Origin of the sequence: Nitratireductor indicus C115 (assembly GCF_000300515.1) — a bacterium.
Taxonomy (GTDB): domain Bacteria; phylum Pseudomonadota; class Alphaproteobacteria; order Rhizobiales; family Rhizobiaceae; genus Nitratireductor; species Nitratireductor indicus.
The window spans coordinates 121939-146048 of the sequence record NZ_AMSI01000011.1; the positions used below are offsets into that span (position 1 = coordinate 121939).

The window sequence follows — 24110 nt, forward strand, 5'->3', positions numbered from 1 at the left end:
TGTTCGCGGGAATGCGGTGAGGCCTTGCAGCATAACCACAATAACGGGCGGCAGGTAAATGCCCTCCGGGCGCAAGCCGATAAATCCATCGCGACGAGACGCAGCTACGCATTATCGGCGATGACGCTCTCGCGCAGGAAACGCATGATGTCGGGATCTGCGGACTGGACGCGGCTCCAGTTCGGGATGAAGGGGGTTTCCATCGGGTGCTGAAGGAAAGTGTGGCCCGCTTCCACGATATTGGCAGCGAACAGCTCAACCGCCTTTTCCTCGCTATGACGGTCGACATGCAGAGCGTTCATGGTTGCGTCATTGTAATAAATCTCGATCAGGTCGAGCGCGAGGCGATAATAGGTCGCTTTCAACGTGCGGAAATGCTCCTGGCTGAACACCACACCATCGGTCGCGAGCTTGCGGAAGATCGCCTTGGAAATGTCGATGGACATACGCGAGAGACCGCGCGCGGCATCGTCTGGCGACAGGGGCTGGTGCTTGTGCTCATATGTATCGCACAAATCCACCTGGCAGACGGCCCGGCGCGACAGGTTGCGCCAGACCTCGGACAGGACGCCGATCTCCAGCCCCCAGTCGGACGGGATGCGAATGTCGGGCAGGATGGAGGTACGCATGGCGAATTCGCCGGCAAGCGGATAGCGGAAGGCCTGCAGATATTCGACATAATCGCTGTGGCCGAAGGTCTTCTGCAGGGCCAGCAGCAGCGGAGCTATCAACAGGCGGCTGACGCGCCCGTTCAGCTTTCCCCCCGCCACGCGCGGATAATATCCCTTGCAGAACTGATAAGGGAAGGATGGGTTCGCCAACGGATAGACGAGACGCGTCAGCATCTCACGCGAATAGGTGACGATGTCGCAATCGTGCAGGGCCACCACATCGCTGTCCTGACAGGCTAGTGTGTAGCCGATGCAGTACCAGACATTGCGACCCTTGCCGGGCTCCTCCGGCGCCAGCCCGACATCGATGAGCCGTTGCTCGACACCCTTCATGCGGGGACCGTCGTTCCACAGGATGCTGTGCTTTTGCGGCAATCGCGCAAAATAGTCCTGGGCAAAGCGAAATTGTTCCGCATCGGCCGCATCGAGGCCGATGACGATGTGGTTCACATAATCGACCTTCGACAATTCATCGACGATGCCGCCGAGGGCAGGTGCTTCCAGTTCGGAAAAAAGAGAAGGCAGGATCAGCGTGATCTTGCGACGGGCGGCAAACAGGTTGAGCTGGCGCTCCATGTCGGCGGGCGAGACGGTACCAAGATTGTGAAGCGTTGCGACCTGGCCGCCTTGCTGAAAATCAGACATGTGAGCGATCCTCCCTCTTTTCGATTTTGTCGAGCAGCCGCAGAACTTCTTCGTTCCAACCGGCCGCTCCCGTTTTTTGCGCCCATCGCAGCTGCTTGCCCTCAGGCCGTGTAAACCCGGCAAGACCCGCATGGGCGGGATTTGGAATGACGATGGCGATATCGGCGCGGGCGAGCATGTCGCGGTCGTTGGGGGCATCGCCGAGCGCGACGGTTAGAGAGGATGCGCCATCGACACGCCGATAGTGCTCAGCCAGATCGGCGAGACGCGCTCCCTTGGTTCCACCGAAAGACAGGGTCGAGAAACGCCCGCCCTGCTGGACGAAAATGGAATTTTTTCCGAGTATTGCGCGGAAGTCCTCAAAATCCGATTCAGAACCTCTCCAAATGCCGGGTTCTGAGAACATGCGTTTCTTTGCAAGCGCCGCGGCATCTTGTGAAAGACCGGTGCGCCGCGCCACCTCCTCCACGCTCCAGTCGGAAAAGCCGGTAAAGCATGCACGCAATCCGGCAGGCAATGCAGCGAGCGCACGACACAGGCGGTCATGTTCGGTCCCGCCGGAAGATGCGAAAAGTTCCATCTTTAAAGGCGGCAGGATGCCGGCACCATTTTCGATGATCGCCTCGCAGTGTTCAAAGCCCGCGGCCTCGCGGATCGGCGCCATCTCGGCGGCCGTCTTGCTGGAGGCAAGCACCAGCCGATGGCCGCGTTCCTTCAGGAGACGCAAGGCCGGACGGGCATTCTCGAAACCGTAGGTATCGTGATCGAGCAGCGTACCGTCCAGGTCGCTGAAGACGAGAAGGCGGGTGGGCCCGGTCATTGCGTCTTTTGCCGGTTGGAGATCCAGCGGGTCTGATAAGGCGCAAAGACAATCTCACCGCTTAAGGGCTTAACCGGTTCGCCGGTCAGGAGATCGCTCCATTCATCCCCGTCGATCAGGTTGAGCGACATGGCGGGTATGGAGCGGGCATGCGGGGTGAGGTTCGAAATGGCGAAGATGCTTTGCGCCCGGTCAAGGCTCTGGCGCCAGAAGCCGAAGAAAGGCTCGCCAAGCTGTAGGGTGAACTGGGTGGCGTTGGGATGAAAAGCAGGCTGGGCGGAGCGCAGGCGAACCATCTCCCGGAGCCTCGACAAGACCTTCGAGCGCATGCTCTCGGGATCATCGAGGGCGGCCCGCAGTTCCCCATAGTCCAGCCGGCGGCGGTTGATCGCCCGGTTGTAACCGAGTTTTTCCACACCGTCATGATCGTTGGCGGAAGCAACAAGCGAATGGATATAGAAGGCGGGGATGCCCTCCAGTCCCATGACGATGGCCTGGCAGCACAGGAAGCGTTCCATCTGATGCCCGTCACGCCCCGCATGAGTGCCGGCAAAGGCATCGAACAGCGAGACATTCAGTTCGTAGGGCCTGCTGCCACCGGGCCGCGCATAGAGCGAAACGAGACCGCCGAAACCTTGAACCGTCTCGATCACCTCCTGCATCTCCTCCTCAGGCACCAGCCCTTCGGCAGGTCTGAGGCCGATCCCGTCATGAGAGGCTGAAAAATTGAAGTAGGCGCAGCCGAGCTGCGCCGGCGGCATGGCCATCTGCCACGCGTTCAGATATTTCGACGTGCCGCCCAGCAGCGCATGCAGCAGCAGCGGCGGCAGCGCGAAATTATAGATCATGTGCGCTTCGTTACGATTGCCGAAATAGCTCAGGTTCTCGACGTTCGGAACATTTGTCTCGGTGATGAGGACGACGGGCGCTTCGCAATAATCGCACAGGAGCCGGATGAGACGGATGACCTCATGGGTCTGGCGCAAATGGATGCAGGGCGTGCCCAGCTCCTTCCAGAGATAAGCGACCGCATCCAGCCGCATGGTGCGCACCCCGCGCTCGACATGCCCGCGGATGATGTCGAGGAATTCGAGCAGCACGCGCGGATTGGAGAAGTCGAAATCAACCTGGTCGTGGCTGAAGGTGCACCAGACATGGCGAATGCCATTGGCCGTTTCCACCGCGCGCAGCAGCGGCGAGGTGCGCGGGCGCACAACGCCGCTCAGGTCGTCGTCGGGGCTGGCGGTGAAGAAGAAACGATCCCAAGGCTCGTGTCCCTGCAGGAACTCGCTGAACATGGCGCTTTGGCTCGAGCAATGGTTCAGGACCAGATCCGACATCAGCCGGAAATGCCCAGCAATCCGAGAAATATCCTCCCAATCGCCGAGCTGGCTGTTTACCTGCCGATAGTCGGTGATGGCAAAACCGTCATCGGAGGTGAAGGGAAAATAGGGAAGGATATGCACGCCCGAGAACGCGCCCTCCAGATAGCGGGTCGTGAAATCGTAAAGAAGATCGAGTGGTTTGTGTTCGCCATCGACCAGCGTGTTGCCATAGGTGATGACGTAATTGTCCTTCTCGCTCCACAGCGAGTTTGCTGGCACCCGCCCTCGCCTTCGTACCTGCCCTTTAGGGCCGAAAAAGGCCGAGACGACTTCCTCGATAAGCGCCGTTGTATCATGCGCGGGATAGATCGACCCGAGAAGCTGGCGCAAGCCGTTGGCAAGCCGCGTCGGGATGGAGTGTGGAACCTTTTGTGCCGTTCCTTGTGCCGTTCGGGGCTCTGTCATGAGCCGACCAGGAAATGCTGCATTGCAACATCATGACCCGGCGCGACGACAATTTCAAGGGACCGGGACCGAAGCCGTGCATAGGGCTTTTGTCCTGAGGAGCCGGAAACCGGTTCAAGGGGACTATCCACAATTTGCTCGGTGCACTCCCCGGAAAGGAAAACTCAATGCCCGCTTGGCCCGACCGTTGATCGACGCATCATGGAACGATTATGAGGCAACCCGATCAGCCATGCGGCCGCTGTCGAGCTATTGACATGAAAGCCCCCGGGCATACTAAATATGCCCACTACGGTCTCTCGAATCGCAAGATCGAGAGCGAGAAAGGGAATCCGGTGCGGCGAATGCCAATGCCGGAACTGCCCCCGCAACTGTAAGCGGTGAGTCCCATCCAATGGTGCCACTGGAGCGTGCTCCGGGAAGGCTGGATATGGACTGCGACCCGCAAGTCAGGAGACCTGCCGTAGCAACGATCTTACGTCCTCGGGCGGGGTGTCCCGGTGGTCGCATGTCCTGTTGCCCGGCTTCATGCCGGTCTCTGCACGCGTCCGCTCGGCCTTTGCCCTTCAATTTCGCACCAGAGATACGCATAAGGGACCTGAAGCCGATGTCTCCAAATTCCGCGACCGCTTTGCGGGTCGAGCCAGAACAGCCCCCACTGGCAGAAGCGCCCTCGGCGCGACCGGCTGCAGAACCAGCCTATCAGGTGATCCGCCGCAATGGCGCCGTTACGCCCTTCGACCCGTCCAAGATCACGGTAGCACTGACCAAGGCTTTTCTGGCGGTCGAGGGTACCAACGCCGCCGCTTCAAGGCGGGTTCACGATATCGTCGAGGGACTGAGCGAGCAGATCGTCGCCGGCCTCACCCGGCGCGCCGATTCCGGCCGCACCTTCCATGTGGAAGATGTTCAGGACCAGGTGGAACTGGCCCTGATGCGCGGCGAGCACCACAAGGTGGCGCGCGCCTATGTTCTCTATCGTGAAGACCGGGCGCGCGAACGCGCTGCCAAGAATGCCGGCAAGAAGTCCGGCAAGGCAAAGGCTGCCAAAGCGCCCAGCCTGCACATGAAAACCGCAGACGGCGCCATGGTGCCGCTCGATGCGGATCGCCTGCGTGCCGTCGTCGAAGAAGCTTGCTCGGGGCTCGAGGGCGTTTCGGCAGAACCGATCCTGGCGGAAACCACCCGCAATCTCTATGACGGCATCAGCCAGGACGAACTGGCTCTGGCGCCAATCCTTGCTTCGCGCACGCTGATCGAGACGGAGCCGGGCTATGCCAAGGTCAGTGCCCGACTGCTCCTCGACAAGCTGCGCAGCGAAGCGCTGACATTCGTCAAAGGCAGCGCTCAGCAGGCCACACAGGCCGAGATGGCCGCGCTCTATGCCGACTATTTCCGCGCCTATCTGAAAGCCGGCATAGAAGCGGAACTCATCGATCCCGAGCTTGGCCGTTTCGACATTGAGCGCATCGTGGCGGCGCTGATGCCCGAGCGCGACCTGCAATTCGACTATCTCGGCCTGCAGACCCTCTACGACCGCTATTTCCTGCATCGGCACAATGTGCGCTTCGAGCTGCCGCAGGCCTTCTTTATGCGTGTTGCAATGGGGCTTGCCATTCGCGAGATCGATCGCGAGGGACGCGCCATCGAGTTCTACCGCCTGCTTTCGTCCTTCGACTTCATGACGTCGACGCCGACGCTGTTCAATTCGGGCACGCTGCGCCCGCAGCTCTCTTCCTGCTTCCTGACGACTGTCTCCGATGATCTCGACGGCATCTTCAAGGCCGTCAAGGACAACGCCCTTCTCGCCAAATATTCGGGAGGGCTGGGCAATGACTGGAGCCGGGTGCGCGGCCTTGGTGCCCATATCAAGGGCACCAACGGCCAGAGCCAGGGCGTCGTGCCCTTTCTCAAGGTGGCCAACGACACGGCTATCGCTGTGAACCAGGGCGGCAAGCGCAAGGGCGCGGTCTGCGCCTATCTGGAAACCTGGCACATCGACATCGAGGAATTCCTCGACCTGCGCAAGAACACGGGCGACGACCGCCGCCGCACGCACGACATGAACACGGCCAACTGGGTGCCCGATCTGTTCATGGAGCGTGTGGAAGCCGACGGTACATGGACGCTGTTTTCCCCCGACGAGGCGCCGGACCTGCACGACCTCTACGGCATCCCCTTCCGTGAAGCCTATGAAGCCTATGAGGCAAAGGCCGAACGCGGCGAGATGAAGGTCTACAAGCAGTTGCGCGCGGTGGATTTGTGGCGGCGCATGCTGACCATGCTGTTCGAGACCGGGCATCCGTGGATCACTTTCAAGGACCCCTGCAACATCCGCTCGCCGCAAGGCCATGTGGGCGTGGTGCATTCGTCCAATCTTTGCACCGAGATCACACTCAACACCTCAGCGGACGAAGTGGCGGTGTGCAATCTCGGATCGGTGAACCTCGCCGCCCATGTGAGCGCGGACGGGCTCGACCACGAACGCCTCGCCCGCACCGTGAAGACGGCGATGCGCATGCTCGACAATGTGGTCGACATCAATTTCTACACCATCCCGGAAGCGCGCCGCTCGAACCTGCGGCACCGCCCCGTGGGCCTCGGCCTGATGGGCTTTCAGGACGCGCTGCAGACGAGACGCATTCCCTATGCCTCGCAGGAAGCCGTTGCCTTTGCGGACGAGAGCATGGAAGCGCTGAGCTACCACGCCATCTCGGCCTCGGTCGAACTCGCGGCCGAACGCGGCCGCTACCAGACCTTCGAGGGGTCGCTCTGGTCGCAAGGCGTTCTGCCGGTCGATTCCATCGCACGGCTCAGCGAGGCTCGCCCGAGCGTCACCATGGACAACGCCGAAACGCTCGATTGGGAGAGCCTGCGTGAGCGTGTGCGCAGCACCGGCATGCGCAACTCCAACTGCATGGCGATCGCGCCGACGGCGACCATCTCCAACATTTGCGGCGTCTCCCAGTCCATCGAGCCCAGCTATCAGAACCTGTTCGTCAAATCGAACATGTCGGGCGATTTTACCGTGGTCAACGCGGCCCTGGTCCGCGACCTCAAGGCGCGCGGGCTTTGGGACGAGGTGATGGTCGCCGACCTCAAATATTATGACGGCAGCGTCGGCCAGATCGACCGCATCCCTGACGATCTGAAAGCACTCTATGCCACTGCCTTCGAGATCGAACCGATCTGGCTCATCGAGGCAGCCTCGCGGCGGCAGAAATGGATCGACCAGGCTCAGTCGCTCAATCTCTACGTTTCCAACCCTTCGGGCCGGAAGCTGGACGAGACCTACCGCCTTGCCTGGAAATTCGGCCTCAAGACCACCTATTACCTGCGTTCGCGTTCGGCGACCCATGTGGAGAAATCCACACTGAAAGGCGTCGACGGAAAACTGAATGCCGTCTCAGCGTCTTCAGTGGCAGTGCCCGTCAGCGCCCCGGCTTCCGAAGGCTGGGGCAAGGCCTGCGCCATCGACGATCCTGATTGCGAGGCCTGCCAATAAACCGCTCCTCCCTTCCCTCCCTTCCCTGCCGCCCGGCTGCGGGGAAGACCGGTCCGGAGCGCTCGCGCTCCGGACATCCCCAACCCGACGGTGCGTGCCCGCTTCGAGCCGCGCCATGTTCGACCGGAAGATCCGACAATGCTCAACTGGAACGAAGACACCCCCACCCCCAAGCCCGCTCCATCGGGAATGCCAGAAGCCGACGCCACCGGCCTCGGCGCCATCGAACGGGGAGCAGCTCGCGTCACCGTCGATGAGAAGCGCATGATCAATGCGCGGGCCGACGTAAACCAGCTCCTGCCGCTGAAATACAAATGGGCGTGGGAGAAATATCTTGCCGGTTGCAACAATCACTGGATGCCGACCGAAGTATCGATGCAGGCCGATATCGCGCTGTGGAAATCCAAGGATGGACTGACGGAAGACGAGAGGCGCATGCTGAAGCGCAATCTCGGTTTCTTCGCAGCGTCAGAAAGCCTCGTGGCCAACAATATCGTGCTGGCCATCTACCGCCACCTCACCAACCCGGAATGCCGGCAATATCTTTTGCGGCAGGCCTTCGAGGAAGCGGTTCACACGCACACCTTCCAGTATATCGTGGAGAGCCTCGGCCTCGATGAGGGCGAGCTGTTCAACATGTACCGCGAAGTGCCGTCCATCACCGACAAGGCTGCCTGGGCGCTGAACCACACGCAGAGCCTTGACGATCCAGCCTTCGCGACGGGAACGCCGGAAGCCGACCAGGCATTCCTGCGCGATCTTGTGGCGTTCTACGTGGTCTTCGAAGGCATGTGGTTCTACACGGGCTTCGCCCAGATCCTGTCGCTCGGGCGGCGCAACAAGATGGTCGGCATCGCCGAACAGTACCAGTACATCCTGCGCGACGAGAGCATCCATCTCAATTTCGGCATCGACGTGATCAACCAGATCAAGATCGAGAATCCGCATCTGTGGTCACCCGCCTTCCAGGACGAGGTGCGCGGCATGCTGCGGGACGCGGCGGAACTGGAAGCCGCCTATGGGCGCGATACGATGCCGCGCGGTTTCCTCGGGCTGAACGCCGCGCTGTGCGAACAATATATGCACTTCATCGCCAATCGCCGCTGTGCGCAGCTCGGCCTCGCACCGGTCTTTGCAGAGACAGAAAACCCCTTCCCGTGGATGAGCGAGGCGATGGACCTGAAGAAGGAAAAGAACTTCTTCGAGACCCGCGTCATCGAATACCAGAACGGCGGCGCGCTGGCCTGGGACTGACGACGACCGGAAATACCGGGCGCCGGCACAGTCTCGCGCGGCGCCACCGATCCGGACAAAGCCGTTCCGGTCCCTGTCCCCAACATCCCGGAACCTTGTCCGAGCAGGGCAGAGCAGCTTTCCCCAAGAGCGGCTCTGCCCACCCCCGAAGTGTCGGGGAAACCAGCGCCGGCTATCACATCAGCCCGCGCGCCAGCCATGTGGTCGTGGCCGGCACCAGCGCGATCAGCGCCAGAACCGCCAGCATGATCAGCACATAGGGGAAAGCACCGAGGAAGATCGTCTCGACCTTGATCTTGTCGTCGTCCAAAGACGATTTCACCGTGAAGGCGGAAATGCCGAAGGGCGGCGTCAAAAGCCCGATCTCCACCGCAATCACCGTGATGATGCCGAAATGAATAAGGTCGAGCCCCAATGTCTTGGCGATGGGGGCTGCGATAGGCACCACGATCAGAAGAATAGACGTGCTGTCGAGGATCATGCCGAGCAAGAGCACCAGCAGCACATAGACCGCCAGAAAGCCGTATGCACCGAGGCCCAACTCGCCGATCAGCCGGCCCACCTCCATCGGGATGCCAGCCATTGTGAGCATGCGCGAATACATGCCTGCCGCAATCAGCAGGAAGAGAATTCCCACCGAGATATAACCGGTTTCGCGAATGATCTGGCGCGCATTGCTGCCATTGAGCTTGCCGCGCAGGAGCGTGACGACCAGAGCCCCGGCAGCCCCAACGGCACCGGCTTCCGTCGGGGTGAAATATCCGCTGTAAAGGCCACCCAGCACCAGCACGACGAGGGCTGCAAGCGGCACCAGCTTGCGCGCCGCCGACACGATGGTCTCGGTATGCTCGATGCGGCTTTGATGACCGGGCACGACCACCGCATTCGGCATGAGGCGCGCGACCACCAGGATCATGGCCATGAAGGCAAGCGCCATGATGAGGCCGGGAATGACGCCGGCCAGGAACATGCGCCCGATGGATTCCTCAGCCAGCACGCCATAGATGATGAGAAGCAGGCTCGGCGGTATGAGCATGCCGAGAATGGAACTGCCCGCAACCGCGCCGACCGCGAATTTCGGCTGATAGCCATGGCGGACCATTTCCGGGACGGCAACCCGGGTGAACACCGCCGCCGAAGCGATGGAAATGCCGGTTACGGCAGCGAACACGGTGTTCGACAGGACGGTCGCCACACCGAGACCGCCCTTCACCTTGCGCAGGGCCCATTCGGCCACATCGAAGGTGTCCTTGCCGACATTGGAGACGCTGATCAGAAGCCCCATCAGAACGAACATCGGAATGGTCGCGAAGATGTAGTCGGATATGCCTCCATAAAAGGTCAGCGAAACAAGGCGTGTCGCCAGATCGAAATTGCCGCGCATCAACCAGACGCCGATGAAGGACAGAAGCATCAGCGCCACACCGATATGCAGGCCAAGCAGGATAAGCGGGAGAAGGAAGCCAATCAGGACCAGGCCAATTTCGAGCGCACTCACTGGATGTCTCCTTCGACGTGACCTGCCGTCGTGTCTTCAGGCGCCCTGCTCGCGCCGGCGGCGCTGGCAAGACGGAAGATAATCTGCACGAGGAATGCGATGGCCGAGGCCGTTATGCCGATCACCAGCATCAGCCGCACAGGCCAGGTTGGAAAGGTGAAGACACCCTGCACGCCGTAGAATTCATCGCTGGAGATGCTCTTCATCAGGAATTCCACGCTGCCGACGAGGGTCACCGCGAAGACAGCGAGACCTGCGAGCGCGAACAGCGCCTCGATCAGGTTGCCACCCATGGGAAAACTGCGACGCAGGGGCGCAATGATCAGATCGGTACGGGTGAGCCTGTTGTGCAGGATGGTTTCGGGGAGCTGCAAGCTGACGATGCCGATCACCGAAAAGGCCGCGATCTCCGCAACGCCGGTGATCGGCGCGTTGAAGAAGGAGCGCCCGATGACATCGCAGCAGATAAGCGTCATGAGTGCGACGAGCCATATGCCGCCAAGCCATGACAGTCCGCTGAGCGCGACGCGCAGCGCCCTGAGCAGAAGGCCTTCGGCACCTGCCTGACTGTTGCCGGTGTAAGTGAACTCTCTTGCCATATCCTCCCCCGAATCCGCCTTTCGCACCGCGCGTCTCAGGCAGGCCGGCACGGCTTTAACAGCCTGCCCGAGACGCACGGCGCAAAAGCCTTTGGCGATCAGTCCTTGAGGCCCGCCGACCAATCGCGCGCCGGCTCCTTGCCGGCTGCCTTGAGCCTTGCCATGTACTCCTTCATCACCAGCTTGGCCGGAAGGCCAGCCGCCTCGTTGGTTTCCACCCACTTGGCTGCGATGTCGGGCAGACCGTCTACCCATTTCTTGCGCTCGGCTTCGGGAAGGGTGCTGATCTTGGCACCCTCCTTCTCCATCTGCGCCATGGCCGCTTCGGAGTTTTCCGTGATCTCCTTGGCCAGCGCATCGCGGTAGAGCTTGCCCGCTTCGACGATCGCCTTCTGCACGTCCTCGGGCATGCTGTCGAAACGGTCCTTGTTCATGCCGACGGCCCCCAGATACATGGCGCCGATATTGACCTTGGTGATGTAGGGCGCGACCTCATGCACCTTGGTCGGCAGGATGCCGGTGGCAAAGGAGAGCGTCCCTTCCGAAACGCCGGTCTGGATGTCCGTGTAGTAGGTCGTCAGACCGCCGTCGACGGGAATTGCGCCCGTTCCCTCAAGCCAGGTGGCGGAGACGCCGGGAGCGGAAATCTTGCGCCCTTTCAAATCCTCGACCGTGTTGATCGGGAAGTTTGTAAGCAGGTGATAGCTGTCGGTGCCAGCACCGCCCAGGAAGACGACATTGTTCTTCTCCCAGGTGGCGGTGATCTCGGGATATTCTTCCTGGATGCTGTCCACCACCGAAAGGACGGTACCCAGATCATCGGTCGCAAAAGGTGCGAAATAGGTGACGTTTTGCAGCGGCAGGGCGGAGCTTTCCCAGAGTGTGCCGATCCAGCCGATATCTGTAAGGTTTTCGGCGACCGCGCTCAGCGTTTCACGATATTTGTAGAGCGAGCCGCCATAGGCTTCCGTCCAGGCGATGCGGTAGTCCGAGCCCTTTTCCTCAAGGATGCGGTTAACCGCCGGCTTGAAGACACGATCCATCACGCCCACCCAGTGAATGGTCTGCGGGTGGCTCGACGCGATAGTCAGGTTGATGGTCTCGACAGCCCATGCCGCCGTCGCCCAGGACGACGCCAATGCGGTTGCCGCAAGCAGTGCCTTGTATGATTTCATTTCGTTTCCTCCATCCTCAATCTTCTTCGTTTCTCCCCTTCTTGCGGGGGAGGAGTTCAGACCTTGCCGAGCGCCCGCAAAACGCGCTCCGGCGTGAACGGCATGCGCGAGACGCTTGCGCCGAAGGGCGACAAGGCATCGTTGATCGCGTTCATGACGGCTGCAGGCGCGGCTGCCGTGCCGGCCTCCCCGACACCTTTCGCACCAAGCGGCGAGGTTTCGGTGGGCGTTTCCACATGCCCGACATGAATGTCGGGCATTTCGGCGGCCATCGGCGTCAGATAATCGGCCATGGTGCCGCACAGAAGCTGCCCTTCGGGGCTGTAGAGACATTCCTCGAAAAGGGCGCCGCCCAATCCCTGCACCACGCCGCCGCGTATCTGCTCGTCGACCAGAAGCGGATTGATGATGCGCCCGCAATCCTCCACCACCCAGTGATCGAGAAGCCGCACCTGCCCCGTCTCGATATCCACCTCCAGGTGGGAGGCCTGCACGCCGTTGGTGAAGGCGAAGGGATAGCCCTGCGGCACATAGTGGCGGGCCGCCGTCAGTTCCGCGTGGAAGCCCGCCGGCAGGGTGTCCGGCCGGAAATAGGCGATCCTGCCCAATTCCGACAGGGGCATGCGTTCCTCACCGCTGGCGCGGGAGACGACGGCGCCAGCGCTTATGTCGAGTTCGCCGGGTTGCGCCTGCAGGATCGTGGCGGCCACCGTCAAGAGATTTTCCTTCAGGGCCTCGGCCGTCTTCATCACCGCGACGCCGCCGATGCCTGCGCCGCGCGAGGCCCAGGTGGCACCGCCATAGGGCGATGTCTGTGTGTCGCCGGTGTAGACGCGCACCCGCTCCAATGGCACGCCGAGATGTGTTGCCGCGATCTGGGCCATGATCGTCTCGGTACCCTGCCCTTGCTCGGTCACGCTGACCATCACCCGGATATCGCCCGAGGGCTCCATCTTCATGACGCAGCCATCCTGAGCGGAAATCCGCGCCCCGCCGACGCCGTAGAAGGCAGGGCCTGGATTGGTGATCTCGATGAAGGTGGCAAAGCCGATGCCGCGATAAACACCGCGCTCGCGCGCTTCAGCCTGTTCGCGGCGCAGGCGTTCATAGTTCATCATTTCGGCGAGCCTTGCGTGGCACTCCTCATGTGAAAGGCGCTCGAAGACATAGCCGGTCGGCGAAGTGTGCGGGTACATGTCCTGCGTCACCACGTTGCGGCGCCGCATTTCAAGAGGATCGATCCCCAGGGCGTGGGCGGCCTGATCGACCAGCCCCTCGGTCACCGCACAGGCCACCGGGTGACCGACCGCGCGGTATTGGCACATGGGCGTCTTGTTCTGGAAAACGACCTGCAGTCGGCCGCGATAGGACGGCATTCTGTAGGGGCCGCCCATGAGGCGGATCGCTTGATTTCCCTCCACGGCGCTCGTGCGCGGATAGACGGAGAATGGCCCGATCCCTGTCAGATCGTCGACCTCCATGGCAAGTATCTCACCCTCGGCGGAAACGGCCATTCGCGCCTTCACCCGATGGTCACGGGCGTGAATATCCGTCTGGAAGGCCTCAAGCCGGTCGGCGATGAACTTGACTGGCCGGCCGTGGCGGATCGACAGCGCGCAAGCGGCCATCTCCTCGCCATAGACATGGAGCTTCAGACCGAAGGAACCGCCGACATCCGGCGCGATGACGCGCACGCTGCCCTCCTCCAGCCCGAAATGCCGGGCAAAAACGTCCTGCATCTGGAACGGTGTCTGGGTGGAATGGTGCACGGTCAGCTGGCGCAGAGCGGGATCGAAATCGGCAACGATGGAGCGTGGCTCCAGCGTCAGGCCGGTGTGGCGACCGAAATGGAACGTGCCTTCCGCGATATGGGCGGCGCTGGCGAAAGCCGCATCGACCTCGCCCTTCTCCAGATCGAGGCGGAAGGCAAGGTTGTCGCCCAGTTCCGGATGGATCACATGCGCATCGCTTTCGAGCGCCGTTTCCGGATCGACGACGGAAGGCAGAGCCTCCCACTCCACCTCGATCAAATCCGCTCCATCCTCGGCAAGGGCGCGGCTTTCGGCAAGGACTACGGCAACGGGTTCGCCGTGCCAGCGCGCGACGTCGACGGCAAGCGGATATTGCTCGGCGGATTTCAGTCCCGGAAAATGCCCCAGGACGCCGACCCAGGGCTGGCACATGGACCTGATGTCCTGGCCGGTGATGACATCAATGACACCCGGAACGGCGCGTGCTGCCTGCGTATCGATGGACAGGATGCGCGCATGGGCATGCGGGCTGCGCACGAAGGCGACATGGGCGAGATTGCGGAAAGCGATATCGTCGACATAGCGCCCGCGCCCCTGGGACAAGCGGCGCGCATTCTCGCGTGGAACGGTCTTGCCAACGAAATTACTCTTGTCGGCACGGGCGTCGTTACGCTTCAGCACGGCCGGCCTCCTCGTCCTTGCAACCGGCTTTGGCGGCCAGTTCGTCCGATGCGGCGAGCGTCGCCTCAACGATTGCCTGATAGCCAGTGCAGCGGCAGTAATTGCCCGAAAGATACTCTCGCGCTTCCTCGCGGCTCGGCTCTTCCTGCGAGCCAAGATACTGATGGGCCGTCAGAAGCATGCCGCTGGTGCAAAAGCCGCATTGCAGGGCGTTGCGCGCGTGAAAATGCTTCTGAAGCGCCTGCATTCTTTCGTCGTCGGCAAGCCCTTCCAGAGTGCGTATGTCGCAGCCCTCGGCCTGAATGGCGAACATCAGGCAGCCGCGCGCAATGCGCCCATCCACATAGACCGTGCAGGCACCGCAGACACCGTGCTCACAGCCGATATGCGTCGCCGTCAACCCAACCGTCTGGCGCAGGAAATCGGCCAAGGTCATACGTTGCGGCGCATCATGGGTGACGGTCCGGCCGTTCAGCGTAAGGGTGATGGGAAAAACACTATCCATGGGCCTTGCCGCTCCGGGAAACCATGTCGGCCAGAAGACGCTTCGTCAGCACACCGATCAGATGACGCTTGGTGGCAGGTCCATTATGCAGGTCCGCCGTGGGCTCGATCTCGGAGGCAAGCGCCTTGACCGCAGGTTCCGGGTCGAGTGCGGCCAGTTCCTGGCCGACAAGGGTTGCGGCGGCCTGCTCAGCCAGTACCGCGCGGTCGCAAACCCCGAAACAGGCAAGCCTTGCAGCAGCGATCCGACCGTTCTCCACGTCGAGGACGAAAGCGCCTCCGGCAGATGCATAGTCGCCGGAACGGCGCACGAATTCCTGGATACCGGAAAGCCGGCCCGCGGGCGCCTTCGGCACCGTCACGGAGACGATGATCTCACCGGGAGCCAAATCCACCGCATAGGTGCCAAGGAAGAATTCGGCCGCCGGAACACTGCGCTGTCCTTCCGGGCCACGAATGTCGATCCTTGCGTCCAGTGCCTGCACCACCGCCGGCATTTCGGAAGCCGGATCGGCATGGGCGAGATTGCCGCCGATCGTGCCCCGCGAACGGATCGCCTCATGGGCGATGAGCGCGACCGCATCGCGAATGAGCGGGACGTGGGTCGCCAGAAGCGCGGATTCGCGCAAATCCACATAGCGCGCCATCGCGCCAATGCGGATCGCGTCGCCCGTGTCCTCGATCCCGGAGAGCCCCGGCAGACCCGCGATATCGAGCAGCACGCTCGGGCGCGCCATACGCATGGCCATTGCGGGAATGAGGCTCTGGCCGCCGGCGATCACCTGCGCATCGTCGCCATGGGCGGCGAAGATCTCCTGCATCTCCTCGAAGCAGGACACGCGCACATAATCGAACGGCGCCGCCTTCATGCTTTCCTCCCCAATCACCAATGGGGTGGCCCATTGGTGCATATTTGTTTATCGTTTGATAAATAAGATCAATAGACCGGGCCAAAGTCAATACGCATTTTCTCGTGCTTGATGCCGGTTCTGGCAGCGGCTAGTTAGACAGGCCGAGCAAGGCAAACGGGCCGGGCGGACAGGATTGCGATGGGTGTGAACGAGAAGAAGCGACTATCGCCGGAGCTGCGCGAGAAGCAGATCGTCTCGGAAGCGATCGCCTTTTTTGCGGATCAGGGATTCGGCGGTCAGACACGCGAACTCGCCAAGCGGATCGGTATCACGCAACCGCTTCTGTATCGCTATTTCGCCAGCAAGGATGCGCTCATCGAGCGGGTCTACCAGGATGTGTTCGTCGGTCGGTGGAAGGAAGACTGGCAAGCAATCCTTACGGAGCGCGCCATCCCGCTGCGTGAAAGGTTGACCCGGGTCTATCGCGAATATGCGCGCGTCATCGACAACCGCGAATGGGTGCGCATTCTCATTCTCGCCGGCATGAAGGGCGAAAGCCTGAACCGCCGCTATCTCGATCAGGTTCGCGACAAGCTCATCGAGCCGCTGTGCCGCGAGATGCGGCATGAGGCGGAATTGCCCTCTCCCGAAGATGTGCCCTTGAGCTCGCAGGAACTGGATATCGCCTGGTCCTTCCACGGAACGTTCATTTATCGCGGCATCCGCAAATGGATCTACAACGTGCCGGTGGAGGGCGATGCCGACGCGGCCGTCGACAACGCCATCAGTGTTTTTCTCGACGGGTTCCCCAAGACATTGCCGCGCATACTGAGCGGGTCGGCCGCAGGTTAGAAGGTAACCAGACCTGCCCCGTCTCCTTATTGTTGGAATCTGATCGTCCAGATGCCCTTGAGCGCCTCCAGATCGGTTCGCCGTTTCACGGAAACCCTGAACCGATCTATCTCTTTGTTTTTCCGCATTTATGCAGACGTCAGGTGATTCCACCCGACTGCAAAATGCTCTAGCCAAGCCAAAGCCCGAAAAGCGCAATAACGGCGAGCGCCAGAAGCACGCCGTTCAAACGTGCCTGGAACAGGAGCGCGGAAAGTGTCCTGTCGCTATTGCCGGCGTGTGCAGGGTTTGCGGAGAAGCCAGCGCGTGTTGCGGAATGCGCCGCGCCGGCGCCGGCATCAGTGCCTTCGCCTGCAAGTTCGCGCTCGAGGCCTTCCATCATCAGCTTGATATTGCGCATGGAAACCGCTTCCACGAGGCGCCCGCCCAATGCGGCGAGCTTGCCGTTCATGACGGTCTCGGCGGTATAGGCGATGCGAGTCGAACCGTCCTCGCCTTCCTCCAGCCGGATGCAGGCGCTTCCCCGCGCATGACCCGACGCACCGCCATCGCCGGAGCCCGTCAGGCGAAAGCCGTTGCAAGGGTCGAGGTCTTCAAGCTGCACCTTGCCCTTGAAGCGCGCCCGGATCGGCCCGACCTTGACGCTGACGGTGGCCGCATAGCAGTTTTCACCGACCTCCTCCAGATGGTCGCAACCGGGAAGGATGCGCGCCAGACTTTCTGCCTGCGTCAAGGCTTCCCATACCCGCGTTTTCGATGCGGCAACCTCATAGACACCAGACAGGTTCATCGCTTCTCCCCCAAATTCCGCGCCGCGCCACTTAAACGGCCTCAATGGATTTTCTTGCTATTTATCAATTGATAAATAAAAGAGCAAGAAGCGTTCCGAAAACCCCGAAGGGCAGCGACAACCGAACGTTCCGTGCGAAATCGGCTGCGGCAAGCATTTACATTTTCCCGACTTGATGCCCTCATAGGCAGCGGAGGAAGAGGAGGATGGCTGCTAAGCGGCCATGCGGCGCGATGTTTCCACGATCCGATCACATCCGTGAAATCGAGAATGTCGGCATGGGAATGGCGACCGGGCGCGATGAGATCGTCGTCCAGTCCTGGTTGCGCTGCCTTGAGCAGCACCAGCTCGATCCCGCGCAGAATTGCGAAGCCTTCATCGTGCCCGATCACAAGCTCCGCGAACACCGGCAACAGTCGGAAGAACTCATCAACATCGCCCGCTCAGGGCTGGAGCACCTGTTCCAACAGGTTGCGGGACAGAACTATGTGCTGCTTCTGTCGGACCGCCAGGGCGTGACCGTCGAATTTCTGGGCGATCCGCTATTCGACAACAATCTGCGCAAGGCGGGCCTTTATATGGGCTCGGAATGGTCGGAGGGGCGCGCGGGCACCTGCGCCGTCGGGGCCTGTATGGAGACGGGCGAAGCGCTGACCATTCATCAGACGGATCATTTCGACAACACGCATACCCCCCTCTCCTGCACGGCAGCCCCCATCTACGACATGCGCGGATCGCTGAACGCAGTGCTCGACATCTCGCTCCTGAGTTCGCCCATTCTCAAGGCCAGCCAAAACCTCGCCCTTCATCTCGTGAATGCGACCGCGCGGCGTATCGAGCTTGCCAACCTGATGGCCAATACGCGCCATGAATGGGTGCTGCGATTCGCGCGCTCGCCCGAATTCCTGGACGTCGATCCGGAAGCCGCCATTTCCATCGATCCCAATGGCAGGGTGATTGGCATGACCCATGGCGGCGCGAAGCTTCTCGCACGGGCCTCGGGACTCGACTGGAGAAGGCCCGAGACACTGCTTGGCCAGCCGCTTTCGCTTTTCTTCGACACGGACATAGACAGTCTTCCCGATCTGACACGCAGCCGACCGACCGAGGAACGGGTTCTTTTCGCGCGCGACGGCAATGCGCTGTTTGCCCATGCCATCGAGCCCAACACGCGGGCGCGGCGGCGGATGCCCGCAAGGGATCAAATCCCCTCTCCGCTGCGCCGGCTGGGCGGCGATGAACCCTCAATCCTTGCGCTTCAGGCAAAGGCGGCAAAGCTCGCGCGAACGCGCTTGCCGATCCTCATCCAGGGAGAGACGGGAACGGGCAAGGAATATCTCGCCCGTGCGCTGCATGACGGCAGCGGCCTTTCGGGCCGCTTCGTTGCCGTCAACTGCGCGGCAATCCCCGAGCAACTCATCGAAAGCGAGTTGTTTGGCCATGTCCCGGGGGCCTTTACCGGCGCTTCCGCCAAAGGGCGCAAGGGACTGATCGAACAGGCGGATGGCGGCACGCTGTTCCTCGATGAGATCGGCGACATGCCTTACACTCTGCAAAGCCGGCTTCTGCGAGTCCTTGCGGAACAGGAGGTGCTGCCTGTGGGGGCATCCGAACCCCGGCCGGTGCGCGTTCGCATCGTCTCGGCATCGCATCATTCCCTGCCCGAAGCCGTGCGCGAAGGACGCTTCCGCGAAGACCTCTATTACAGGCTCAACACCGCAACGATCACGCTTCCGCCATTGCGCGAGCGGCCCGATTTCGACTGGCTGGTAGAACGTGTTCTGAAGCGCCACGCAAGTGAAGGCAACAATCCCGCCCTGTCGAAAGCGGCCATTCTGGCGCTTAAAGCCCACGCCTGGCCCGGCAATATCCGCGAACTCGATAATGTCATCGCCGTGGCTACGGCTCTTTGCGAAAAGGGCCATATAGACCTCGCGGATCTGCCCGAGCACCTGTCTTGCGAAGGGGAAACCGATGCGGATGCGCAGGCACTCAGGCAATTGCTCGTGGCCTGCGACTGGAACGTTTCGGAAGCCGCCCGCAGGCTCGGCCTCGACCGCTCGACCGTGCACCGGCGCATGAAGCGTCACGGCATTTCCCAGCCGCATTAGAGTTGTTCATCTCTCTGCTTTTCCGCATGTGTGCGGAGGTCAAGTGATCCCACCTGACTGCAAACCCCTCTAACGCGCGACAGCCGTTGCGCCACACCTGTTGCATCATAAGCGCATGTTGCAACAGCCAGTCGCCGTCAAACCCTTGATTTTCCGCTGCCGACCTGTTGGCACGCGCCTTGCTCCCTGTCGTTCAACAACAATGACAGGAGGAAAACGTGTCCAAGGAACTTGAAGGGCGATGCATCATCGTCACCGGCGCGGGCCGGGGCATCGGCGAGGCCATGGCGCGCGGGCTCGCTGCCCAGGGCGGCGCGCTAGTGATCGCAGACATCAACGGCGTGGCTGCCGAAACCGTTGCCGCAAGCATTCGCGATGGTGGCGGCAAAGCCATTGGCGTGAGCGCCGACGTCTCGAACCGTGAGAGCGTGAAGGAAATGATCGCCAAGGCCGTTGAAGCCAACGGCAAGCTCGACGTCATCTTCAACAATGCCGGCATCGCCCAGACAAAGCCGTTTCTTTCGATCAGCGACGAGGACTGGCATCGGGTGATGGACGTCAACGGGCTTGGCGTTCTCATCTGCATGCAGGAGGCCATTCGCCAGATGCTCGCCCAGGGCCATGGCGGCAAGATCATCAACACGGCCTCGATAGCCGGAAAGCAGGGCTATGAGCCGCTGGCTCACTATTCCGCGAGCAAGTTCGCGGTGGTCGCCCTGACCCAGGCCGCCGCCCGCGCCTTCGGCAAGGACCGGATCAACGTCAATGCCATCTGCCCAGGCGTCGTGGCGACCGATATGTGGAAGGTGATCGACAAGGGTTTCGTCGATGAAGGGCTGACCCAGCGCGACAACCAGGCCTTCGAGACCTTTTCCGCCGACATTCTTCTCGGCCGTCCGTCGAAATCCGACGATCTCACCGGCGTTGCCTGCTTCCTCGCCTCTTCCGCTTCCGACTACATGACCGGCCAGAGCCTGGTGGTCGACGGCGGCATGGTTCTCATCTGACGGTATTGAGGGACACACGATGAAAGCACTGCGTTTTCACGCGGCAAAGGATTTGCGCGTTGAGGATATCGAAAAACCCTCTGCCCGGCCTCCCGCCGGTCAGGTTCTGATCCGCAACCGCTTCGTGGGCATCTGCGGAACCGACCTGCATGAATATGCCTATGGGCCGATCTTCATTCCCAAAGAACCACATCCCTTTACCGGAGCACACGGCCCCCAGATACTCGGACACGAGTTCGGCGGGGTCGTCGAGGCCGTAGGCGAAGGCGTCGACGATCTGACGGTAGGCGACAGGGTGTCGGTGCAACCGCTCATCATGCCGCGTTCCGGCGACTACTACGCCGATCGCGGCCTTTTCCACCTAAGCACGGACCTCGCCCTTGCGGGCCTAAGCTGGCAGTGGGGCGGCATGGCCGAATACGCCACGCTTAACGCCTATAATGTCCAGAAAATTCCCGACGCAATGACCGACGAGGAAGCCGCGCTCGTCGAACCCACGGCGGTGGCCGTCTATGCCTGCGACCGTGGAGGCGTGACGGCCGGCAGCAGCGTGCTCGTCACGGGCGCGGGCCCGATCGGCGTTCTCACGCTTCTGGCGGCACGGGCGGCCGGTGCCGCACAGCTCTTCGTTTCCGACATAAACGATGCGCGCCTTGAATTCGCCCGCTCCATCCTGCCTGACGTCATCACCATCAATCCGTCCCGCGACAATCCCGGAGCGGTGGTGCGGTCCCTGACCGAGGGACGGGTCGGGTGCGACGTGGCCATCGAATGCGTGGGCAACGAACACGCGCTGAAGGCCTGCGCGGATGCGGTCCGCAAGCAGGGCGTAGTCGTGCAGACGGGATTGCATCCGCATGAAAACCCGCTCGACTGGTTCCAGGTAACCTTCAAGGACATCGATATTCGCGGTTCCTGGGCCTATCCGACGCACTACTGGCCGCGCGTCATTCGCCTCATCGCGTCCGGTCTGCTGCCGGCCAAACATGTGGTGACCAAGCGCATCAGGCTCGATGACGCTGTCACGGAAGGGTTCGACGCGCTGCTCGATCCCTCGGGCAAGCACCTGAAAATTCTGATCGACCTTACGGAGTAACCCGGTTCGCGTGCCGGCGGCGGAGGAGGCCAGCCGGCACGGCCATCAACCATCAGGCATATGGAGGAGACAACATGCTTGAAGACAGCCCGCATACCAAAATCGATACCGTGCTCGGCAAGCTTAGCCGCGCGCTTGAGGCCGGCGACATCGATGCCGCCGTCAATCTGTTCCAGGCCGATTGTTACTGGCGCGATCTCGTCGCGTTCACCTGGAACCTTCGCACGATGGAAGGGCAGGACCAGATACGCGATATGCTTTCGAGCCAGCTGGCGGCCATCAAACCCTCCCGGTTCCGGCAAGACGAAAAGGAACCGGCCGGCGGTTCGGACGGCGTGACGGAAGGCTGGTTCGAATTCGAGACTGAGCTTGCGCGCGGGTATGGCCATATCCGGCTCAAGAACGGCCTGATCTGGACGCTCCTGACAACCATGAGCGAACTCAAGGGGTTTGAAGAGCCGAAGGGCCTGCGCCGACCGCTCGGTGCCGAGCACGGGCACAATCGCGACCGCAAGACCTGGAAGGAGAAGCGCGAGGCGGAAGCGGTCGAGCTTGGCTATACCACGCAGCCCTATGTGCTCATCATCGGTGGCGGACAGGGCGGCATCGCACTGGGCGCAAGGTTGCGCCAGCTCGGCGTTCCCACCATCATCGTGGAACGCAACGAGAGACCGGGCGACAGCTGGCGCAAGCGCTACAAGTCGCTGTGCCTGCACGATCCCGTCTGGTACGACCACCTGCCCTATATTCCATTCCCCGAGAATTGGCCGATTTTCGCACCGAAGGACAAGGTCGGCGACTGGCTGGAGATGTACACGAAGGTGATGGAGCTCAATTACTGGAGTTCCACGACCTGCAAATCCGCCTCCTATGACGAGGACACGAAGGAATGGACCGTCGTGGTCGATCGCGACGGCGAGGAAGTGGTGCTGCGCCCCAAGCAACTCGTTCTGGCGACGGGCATGTCTGGCAAACCCAACATTCCAACCTTCAAGGGACAGGATGTCTTCAAGGGCGAGCAGCAGCATTCCTCGCAGCATCCCGGCCCCGATGCCTACAAGGGCAAGAAGGTGGTCGTGATCGGGTCAAACAACTCCGCGCACGATATCTGCGCGGCGCTGTGGGAAGGCGGAGCGGACGTGACGATGCTGCAGCGTTCGTCCACCCACATCGTGCGCTCGGACACGCTGATGGATATCGGCCTCGGCGACCTCTACTCCGAACGTGCGGTCGCCAGCGGCATGACCACACGCAAGGCCGACCTGATCTTTGCCTCCCTGCCCTACCGGATCATGCATGAGTTCCAGATTCCGCTCTATGACAAGATGCGCGAGCGGGACGCCGACTTCTATGCCGATCTGGAAAAGGCAGGCTTCCTGCTCGACTGGGGCGCCGATGGCTCCGGGCTGTTCATGAAATATCTGCGGAGAGGCTCCGGCTACTACATCGATGTCGGGGCGTGCGATCTCGTCATCGACGGCAGCATCAAGCTGAAATCCGGTAGCGGCGTGAGCCATCTCACAGAAGATGCAGTGGTTCTTGAGGACGGCACTGAGCTTCCCGCCGACCTCGTGATCTATGCGACAGGATATGGCTCCATGAACGGTTGGGCGGCCGACCTCATTTCAAGGGACGTTGCCGACAAGGTGGGCAAATGCTGGGGCCTCGGCTCCGACACGCCCAAGGATCCCGGCCCCTGGGAAGGCGAACAGCGCAACATGTGGAAGCCCACGCAGCAGGAGGCGCTGTGGTTCCATGGCGGAAACCTGCACCAGTCGCGCCACTATTCGCAATATCTCTCGCTTCAGCTCAAAGCGCGCATGGAGGCGCTGACCACTCCGGTCTACGGTCTCCAGGAACGGCATCACCTGTCCTGAACCCCTATAGCGCCGTGCGTCCATTCGACTGCACGGCGCTTGCCGATTCTTGAATTTGCGTATCGCGCTTTCCGAAAATCGCCTCAGATTTTCAGGCCGATGCGTGAGCAGTGACCGGGCGCAGCTTGCCCCGCGCCCGGTCGCTGCAAAGGCCTTGTGCCTACAACTCCAGAACCACCGAACGCTTGATTTCGCGCAGAACGACATTGGTCTGCGCCCCACGCACAGCCGGCAAGCGGAAGAGAAAGTCCTCCAGAAAATGATTGTAGGCATCGATGTCGGTGCAGACGACGCGCAGATGATAATCGGCCTGTCCGGTCGTCGCATAGCAATCCTGCACCTCGCGCCGCGCCGCCACAGAGCGGATGAAAACCGCTATCGCATCGGGATCGTGCCGGGCAAGCTGGACATGCACAATGGCCTGAAAGGACAAGCCCAGCCGCGAGGGGCGCAGGATCGCGCCATAACGTTCTATGACACCAGCCTCCTCGAGCGCCTTCACCCGGCGCCAGCAGGCCGAGGACGACATGCCGACCCTTTCGGCCAGATCCGCATTCGAAATGCGGCAATCGGCTTGAAGCAATTCGAGAAGACGGCGATCCCGCTCATCGAGCTCTATCTGGTCCATTTTTT

18 protein-coding genes and 1 riboswitch are annotated in these 24110 nt (G+C 61.4%); of the genes, 7 read left to right on the top strand and 11 right to left on the bottom strand.

What is annotated here, in order from left to right; translation table 11 throughout:
• Nucleotides 1-104: 104 nt before the first annotated feature.
• Genes NA8A_RS16250 through NA8A_RS16260 form a run of 3 tightly spaced genes read right to left on the bottom strand, consistent with a single transcriptional unit; the run spans nucleotide 105 to nucleotide 3926 of the window.
• Entirely contained in the window at nucleotides 105-1316 is a 1212-nt protein-coding gene (locus NA8A_RS16250; RefSeq protein WP_009451437.1) for a glycosyltransferase family protein, read from the bottom strand.
• Entirely contained in the window at nucleotides 1309-2136 is an 828-nt protein-coding gene (locus NA8A_RS16255) for an HAD-IIB family hydrolase (protein WP_009451438.1), read from the bottom strand. The genes NA8A_RS16250 and NA8A_RS16255 overlap by 8 nt, the downstream gene beginning before the upstream one ends.
• Entirely contained in the window at nucleotides 2133-3926 is a 1794-nt protein-coding gene (locus NA8A_RS16260; protein WP_009451439.1) for a sugar phosphorylase, read from the bottom strand. The genes NA8A_RS16255 and NA8A_RS16260 overlap by 4 nt, the downstream gene beginning before the upstream one ends.
• 275 nt (nucleotides 3927-4201) lie before the next feature.
• Nucleotides 4202-4406, top strand: a riboswitch (cobalamin riboswitch).
• Nucleotides 4407-4533: 127 nt separating this feature from the next.
• Here NA8A_RS16260 and NA8A_RS16265 point away from each other — a divergent pair.
• Together NA8A_RS16265 and NA8A_RS16270 are read left to right on the top strand one after the other, a co-directional pair.
• Entirely contained in the window at nucleotides 4534-7431 is a 2898-nt protein-coding gene (locus NA8A_RS16265) for a ribonucleoside-diphosphate reductase subunit alpha (protein ID WP_009451440.1), read from the top strand.
• A 138-nt stretch (nucleotides 7432-7569) separates the two neighbouring features.
• Nucleotides 7570-8685 carry a ribonucleotide-diphosphate reductase subunit beta gene (locus NA8A_RS16270; RefSeq protein WP_009451442.1) on the top strand — a complete coding sequence of 372 codons (1116 nt, stop codon included), beginning with the start codon at nucleotides 7570-7572 and terminating at the stop codon, nucleotides 8683-8685.
• Nucleotides 8686-8860: 175 nt separating this feature from the next.
• Here the strand turns inward: NA8A_RS16270 and NA8A_RS16275 are convergent, their stop codons facing one another.
• The 6 genes from NA8A_RS16275 to NA8A_RS16300 form a co-directional block, all read right to left on the bottom strand.
• Nucleotides 8861-10183, bottom strand: coding sequence for a TRAP transporter large permease (locus NA8A_RS16275; RefSeq protein WP_009451443.1), 1323 nt, complete (start codon nucleotides 10181-10183; stop codon nucleotides 8861-8863).
• Complete coding sequence (locus tag NA8A_RS24405) at nucleotides 10180-10782, bottom strand: TRAP transporter small permease subunit (protein WP_143088085.1); 603 nt, start codon at nucleotides 10780-10782, stop codon at nucleotides 10180-10182. Before NA8A_RS24405 ends, NA8A_RS16275 begins: the two co-directional genes overlap by 4 nt.
• Nucleotides 10783-10880: 98 nt before the next feature.
• On the bottom strand, nucleotides 10881-11957 hold the full coding sequence (locus NA8A_RS16285; RefSeq protein ID WP_009451447.1) for a C4-dicarboxylate TRAP transporter substrate-binding protein: 1077 nt from the start codon (nucleotides 11955-11957) through the stop codon (nucleotides 10881-10883).
• A 56-nt stretch (nucleotides 11958-12013) separates the two neighbouring features.
• Complete coding sequence (locus NA8A_RS16290) at nucleotides 12014-14389, bottom strand: xanthine dehydrogenase family protein molybdopterin-binding subunit (protein ID WP_009451448.1); 2376 nt, start codon at nucleotides 14387-14389, stop codon at nucleotides 12014-12016.
• Nucleotides 14376-14894, bottom strand: a complete 519-nt coding sequence (locus tag NA8A_RS16295) for a (2Fe-2S)-binding protein (protein WP_009451449.1) — start codon at nucleotides 14892-14894, stop codon at nucleotides 14376-14378. The genes NA8A_RS16290 and NA8A_RS16295 overlap by 14 nt, the downstream gene beginning before the upstream one ends.
• Entirely contained in the window at nucleotides 14887-15762 is an 876-nt protein-coding gene (locus NA8A_RS16300; RefSeq protein ID WP_009451450.1) for an FAD binding domain-containing protein, read from the bottom strand. The genes NA8A_RS16295 and NA8A_RS16300 overlap by 8 nt, the downstream gene beginning before the upstream one ends.
• A 180-nt stretch (nucleotides 15763-15942) precedes the next feature.
• On the opposite strand from NA8A_RS16300, the gene NA8A_RS16305 reads away from it, so the two are divergent.
• Nucleotides 15943-16596: a TetR/AcrR family transcriptional regulator gene (locus tag NA8A_RS16305; RefSeq protein WP_009451451.1), complete on the top strand. Its 654-nt coding sequence runs from the start codon at nucleotides 15943-15945 to the stop codon at nucleotides 16594-16596.
• 169 nt (nucleotides 16597-16765) lie between these two features.
• Here the strand turns inward: NA8A_RS16305 and NA8A_RS24410 are convergent, their stop codons facing one another.
• Nucleotides 16766-17386 carry an SRPBCC family protein gene (locus NA8A_RS24410; RefSeq protein ID WP_009451453.1) on the bottom strand — a complete coding sequence of 207 codons (621 nt, stop codon included), beginning with the start codon at nucleotides 17384-17386 and terminating at the stop codon, nucleotides 16766-16768.
• 233 nt (nucleotides 17387-17619) lie between these two features.
• Between NA8A_RS24410 and NA8A_RS16315 the strand changes: the two genes are divergently transcribed.
• From NA8A_RS16315 to NA8A_RS16330, 4 genes are all read left to right on the top strand, one after another.
• Entirely contained in the window at nucleotides 17620-19497 is a 1878-nt protein-coding gene (locus NA8A_RS16315) for a sigma-54-dependent Fis family transcriptional regulator (protein ID WP_040672830.1), read from the top strand.
• A gap of 218 nt (nucleotides 19498-19715) precedes the next feature.
• Nucleotides 19716-20504 carry an SDR family NAD(P)-dependent oxidoreductase gene (locus NA8A_RS16320; RefSeq protein ID WP_009451455.1) on the top strand — a complete coding sequence of 263 codons (789 nt, stop codon included), beginning with the start codon at nucleotides 19716-19718 and terminating at the stop codon, nucleotides 20502-20504.
• 19 nt (nucleotides 20505-20523) lie between these two features.
• Complete coding sequence (locus tag NA8A_RS16325) at nucleotides 20524-21600, top strand: 2,3-butanediol dehydrogenase (protein WP_009451456.1); 1077 nt, start codon at nucleotides 20524-20526, stop codon at nucleotides 21598-21600.
• 74 nt (nucleotides 21601-21674) lie between these two features.
• Nucleotides 21675-23477 (top strand): NAD(P)/FAD-dependent oxidoreductase, encoded by a 1803-nt coding sequence (locus tag NA8A_RS16330; RefSeq protein WP_009451457.1) that lies wholly within the window; start codon nucleotides 21675-21677, stop codon nucleotides 23475-23477.
• 160 nt (nucleotides 23478-23637) lie between these two features.
• Here NA8A_RS16330 and NA8A_RS16335 read toward each other — a convergent pair whose 3' ends face one another.
• Nucleotides 23638-24105: an Lrp/AsnC family transcriptional regulator gene (locus NA8A_RS16335; RefSeq protein WP_040672881.1), complete on the bottom strand. Its 468-nt coding sequence runs from the start codon at nucleotides 24103-24105 to the stop codon at nucleotides 23638-23640.
• Nucleotides 24106-24110: the final 5 nt, after the last annotated feature.

Excerpts from the sequence above, each read along its gene's own strand:
- NA8A_RS24410 (WP_009451453.1), bottom strand. The coding sequence starts at position 17,386 with ATGAACCTGTCTGGTGTCTATGAGGTTGCCGCATCGAAAACGCGGGTA.
- NA8A_RS16335 (WP_040672881.1), bottom strand. The coding sequence starts at position 24,105 with ATGGACCAGATAGAGCTCGATGAGCGGGATCGCCGTCTTCTCGAATTG.
- NA8A_RS16300 (WP_009451450.1), bottom strand. The coding sequence starts at position 15,762 with ATGAAGGCGGCGCCGTTCGATTATGTGCGCGTGTCCTGCTTCGAGGAG.
- NA8A_RS16255 (WP_009451438.1), bottom strand. The coding sequence starts at position 2,136 with ATGACCGGGCCCACCCGCCTTCTCGTCTTCAGCGACCTGGACGGTACG.
- NA8A_RS16260 (WP_009451439.1), bottom strand. The coding sequence starts at position 3,926 with ATGACAGAGCCCCGAACGGCACAAGGAACGGCACAAAAGGTTCCACAC.
- NA8A_RS16265 (WP_009451440.1), top strand. The coding sequence starts at position 4,534 with ATGTCTCCAAATTCCGCGACCGCTTTGCGGGTCGAGCCAGAACAGCCC.
- NA8A_RS16295 (WP_009451449.1), bottom strand. The coding sequence starts at position 14,894 with ATGGATAGTGTTTTTCCCATCACCCTTACGCTGAACGGCCGGACCGTC.
- NA8A_RS16285 (WP_009451447.1), bottom strand. The coding sequence starts at position 11,957 with ATGAAATCATACAAGGCACTGCTTGCGGCAACCGCATTGGCGTCGTCC.
- NA8A_RS24405 (WP_143088085.1), bottom strand. The coding sequence starts at position 10,782 with ATGGCAAGAGAGTTCACTTACACCGGCAACAGTCAGGCAGGTGCCGAA.
- NA8A_RS16325 (WP_009451456.1), top strand. The coding sequence starts at position 20,524 with ATGAAAGCACTGCGTTTTCACGCGGCAAAGGATTTGCGCGTTGAGGAT.
- NA8A_RS16330 (WP_009451457.1), top strand. The coding sequence starts at position 21,675 with ATGCTTGAAGACAGCCCGCATACCAAAATCGATACCGTGCTCGGCAAG.
- NA8A_RS16250 (WP_009451437.1), bottom strand. The coding sequence starts at position 1,316 with ATGTCTGATTTTCAGCAAGGCGGCCAGGTCGCAACGCTTCACAATCTT.
- NA8A_RS16270 (WP_009451442.1), top strand. The coding sequence starts at position 7,570 with ATGCTCAACTGGAACGAAGACACCCCCACCCCCAAGCCCGCTCCATCG.
- NA8A_RS16315 (WP_040672830.1), top strand. The coding sequence starts at position 17,620 with ATGTTTCCACGATCCGATCACATCCGTGAAATCGAGAATGTCGGCATG.
- NA8A_RS16305 (WP_009451451.1), top strand. The coding sequence starts at position 15,943 with ATGGGTGTGAACGAGAAGAAGCGACTATCGCCGGAGCTGCGCGAGAAG.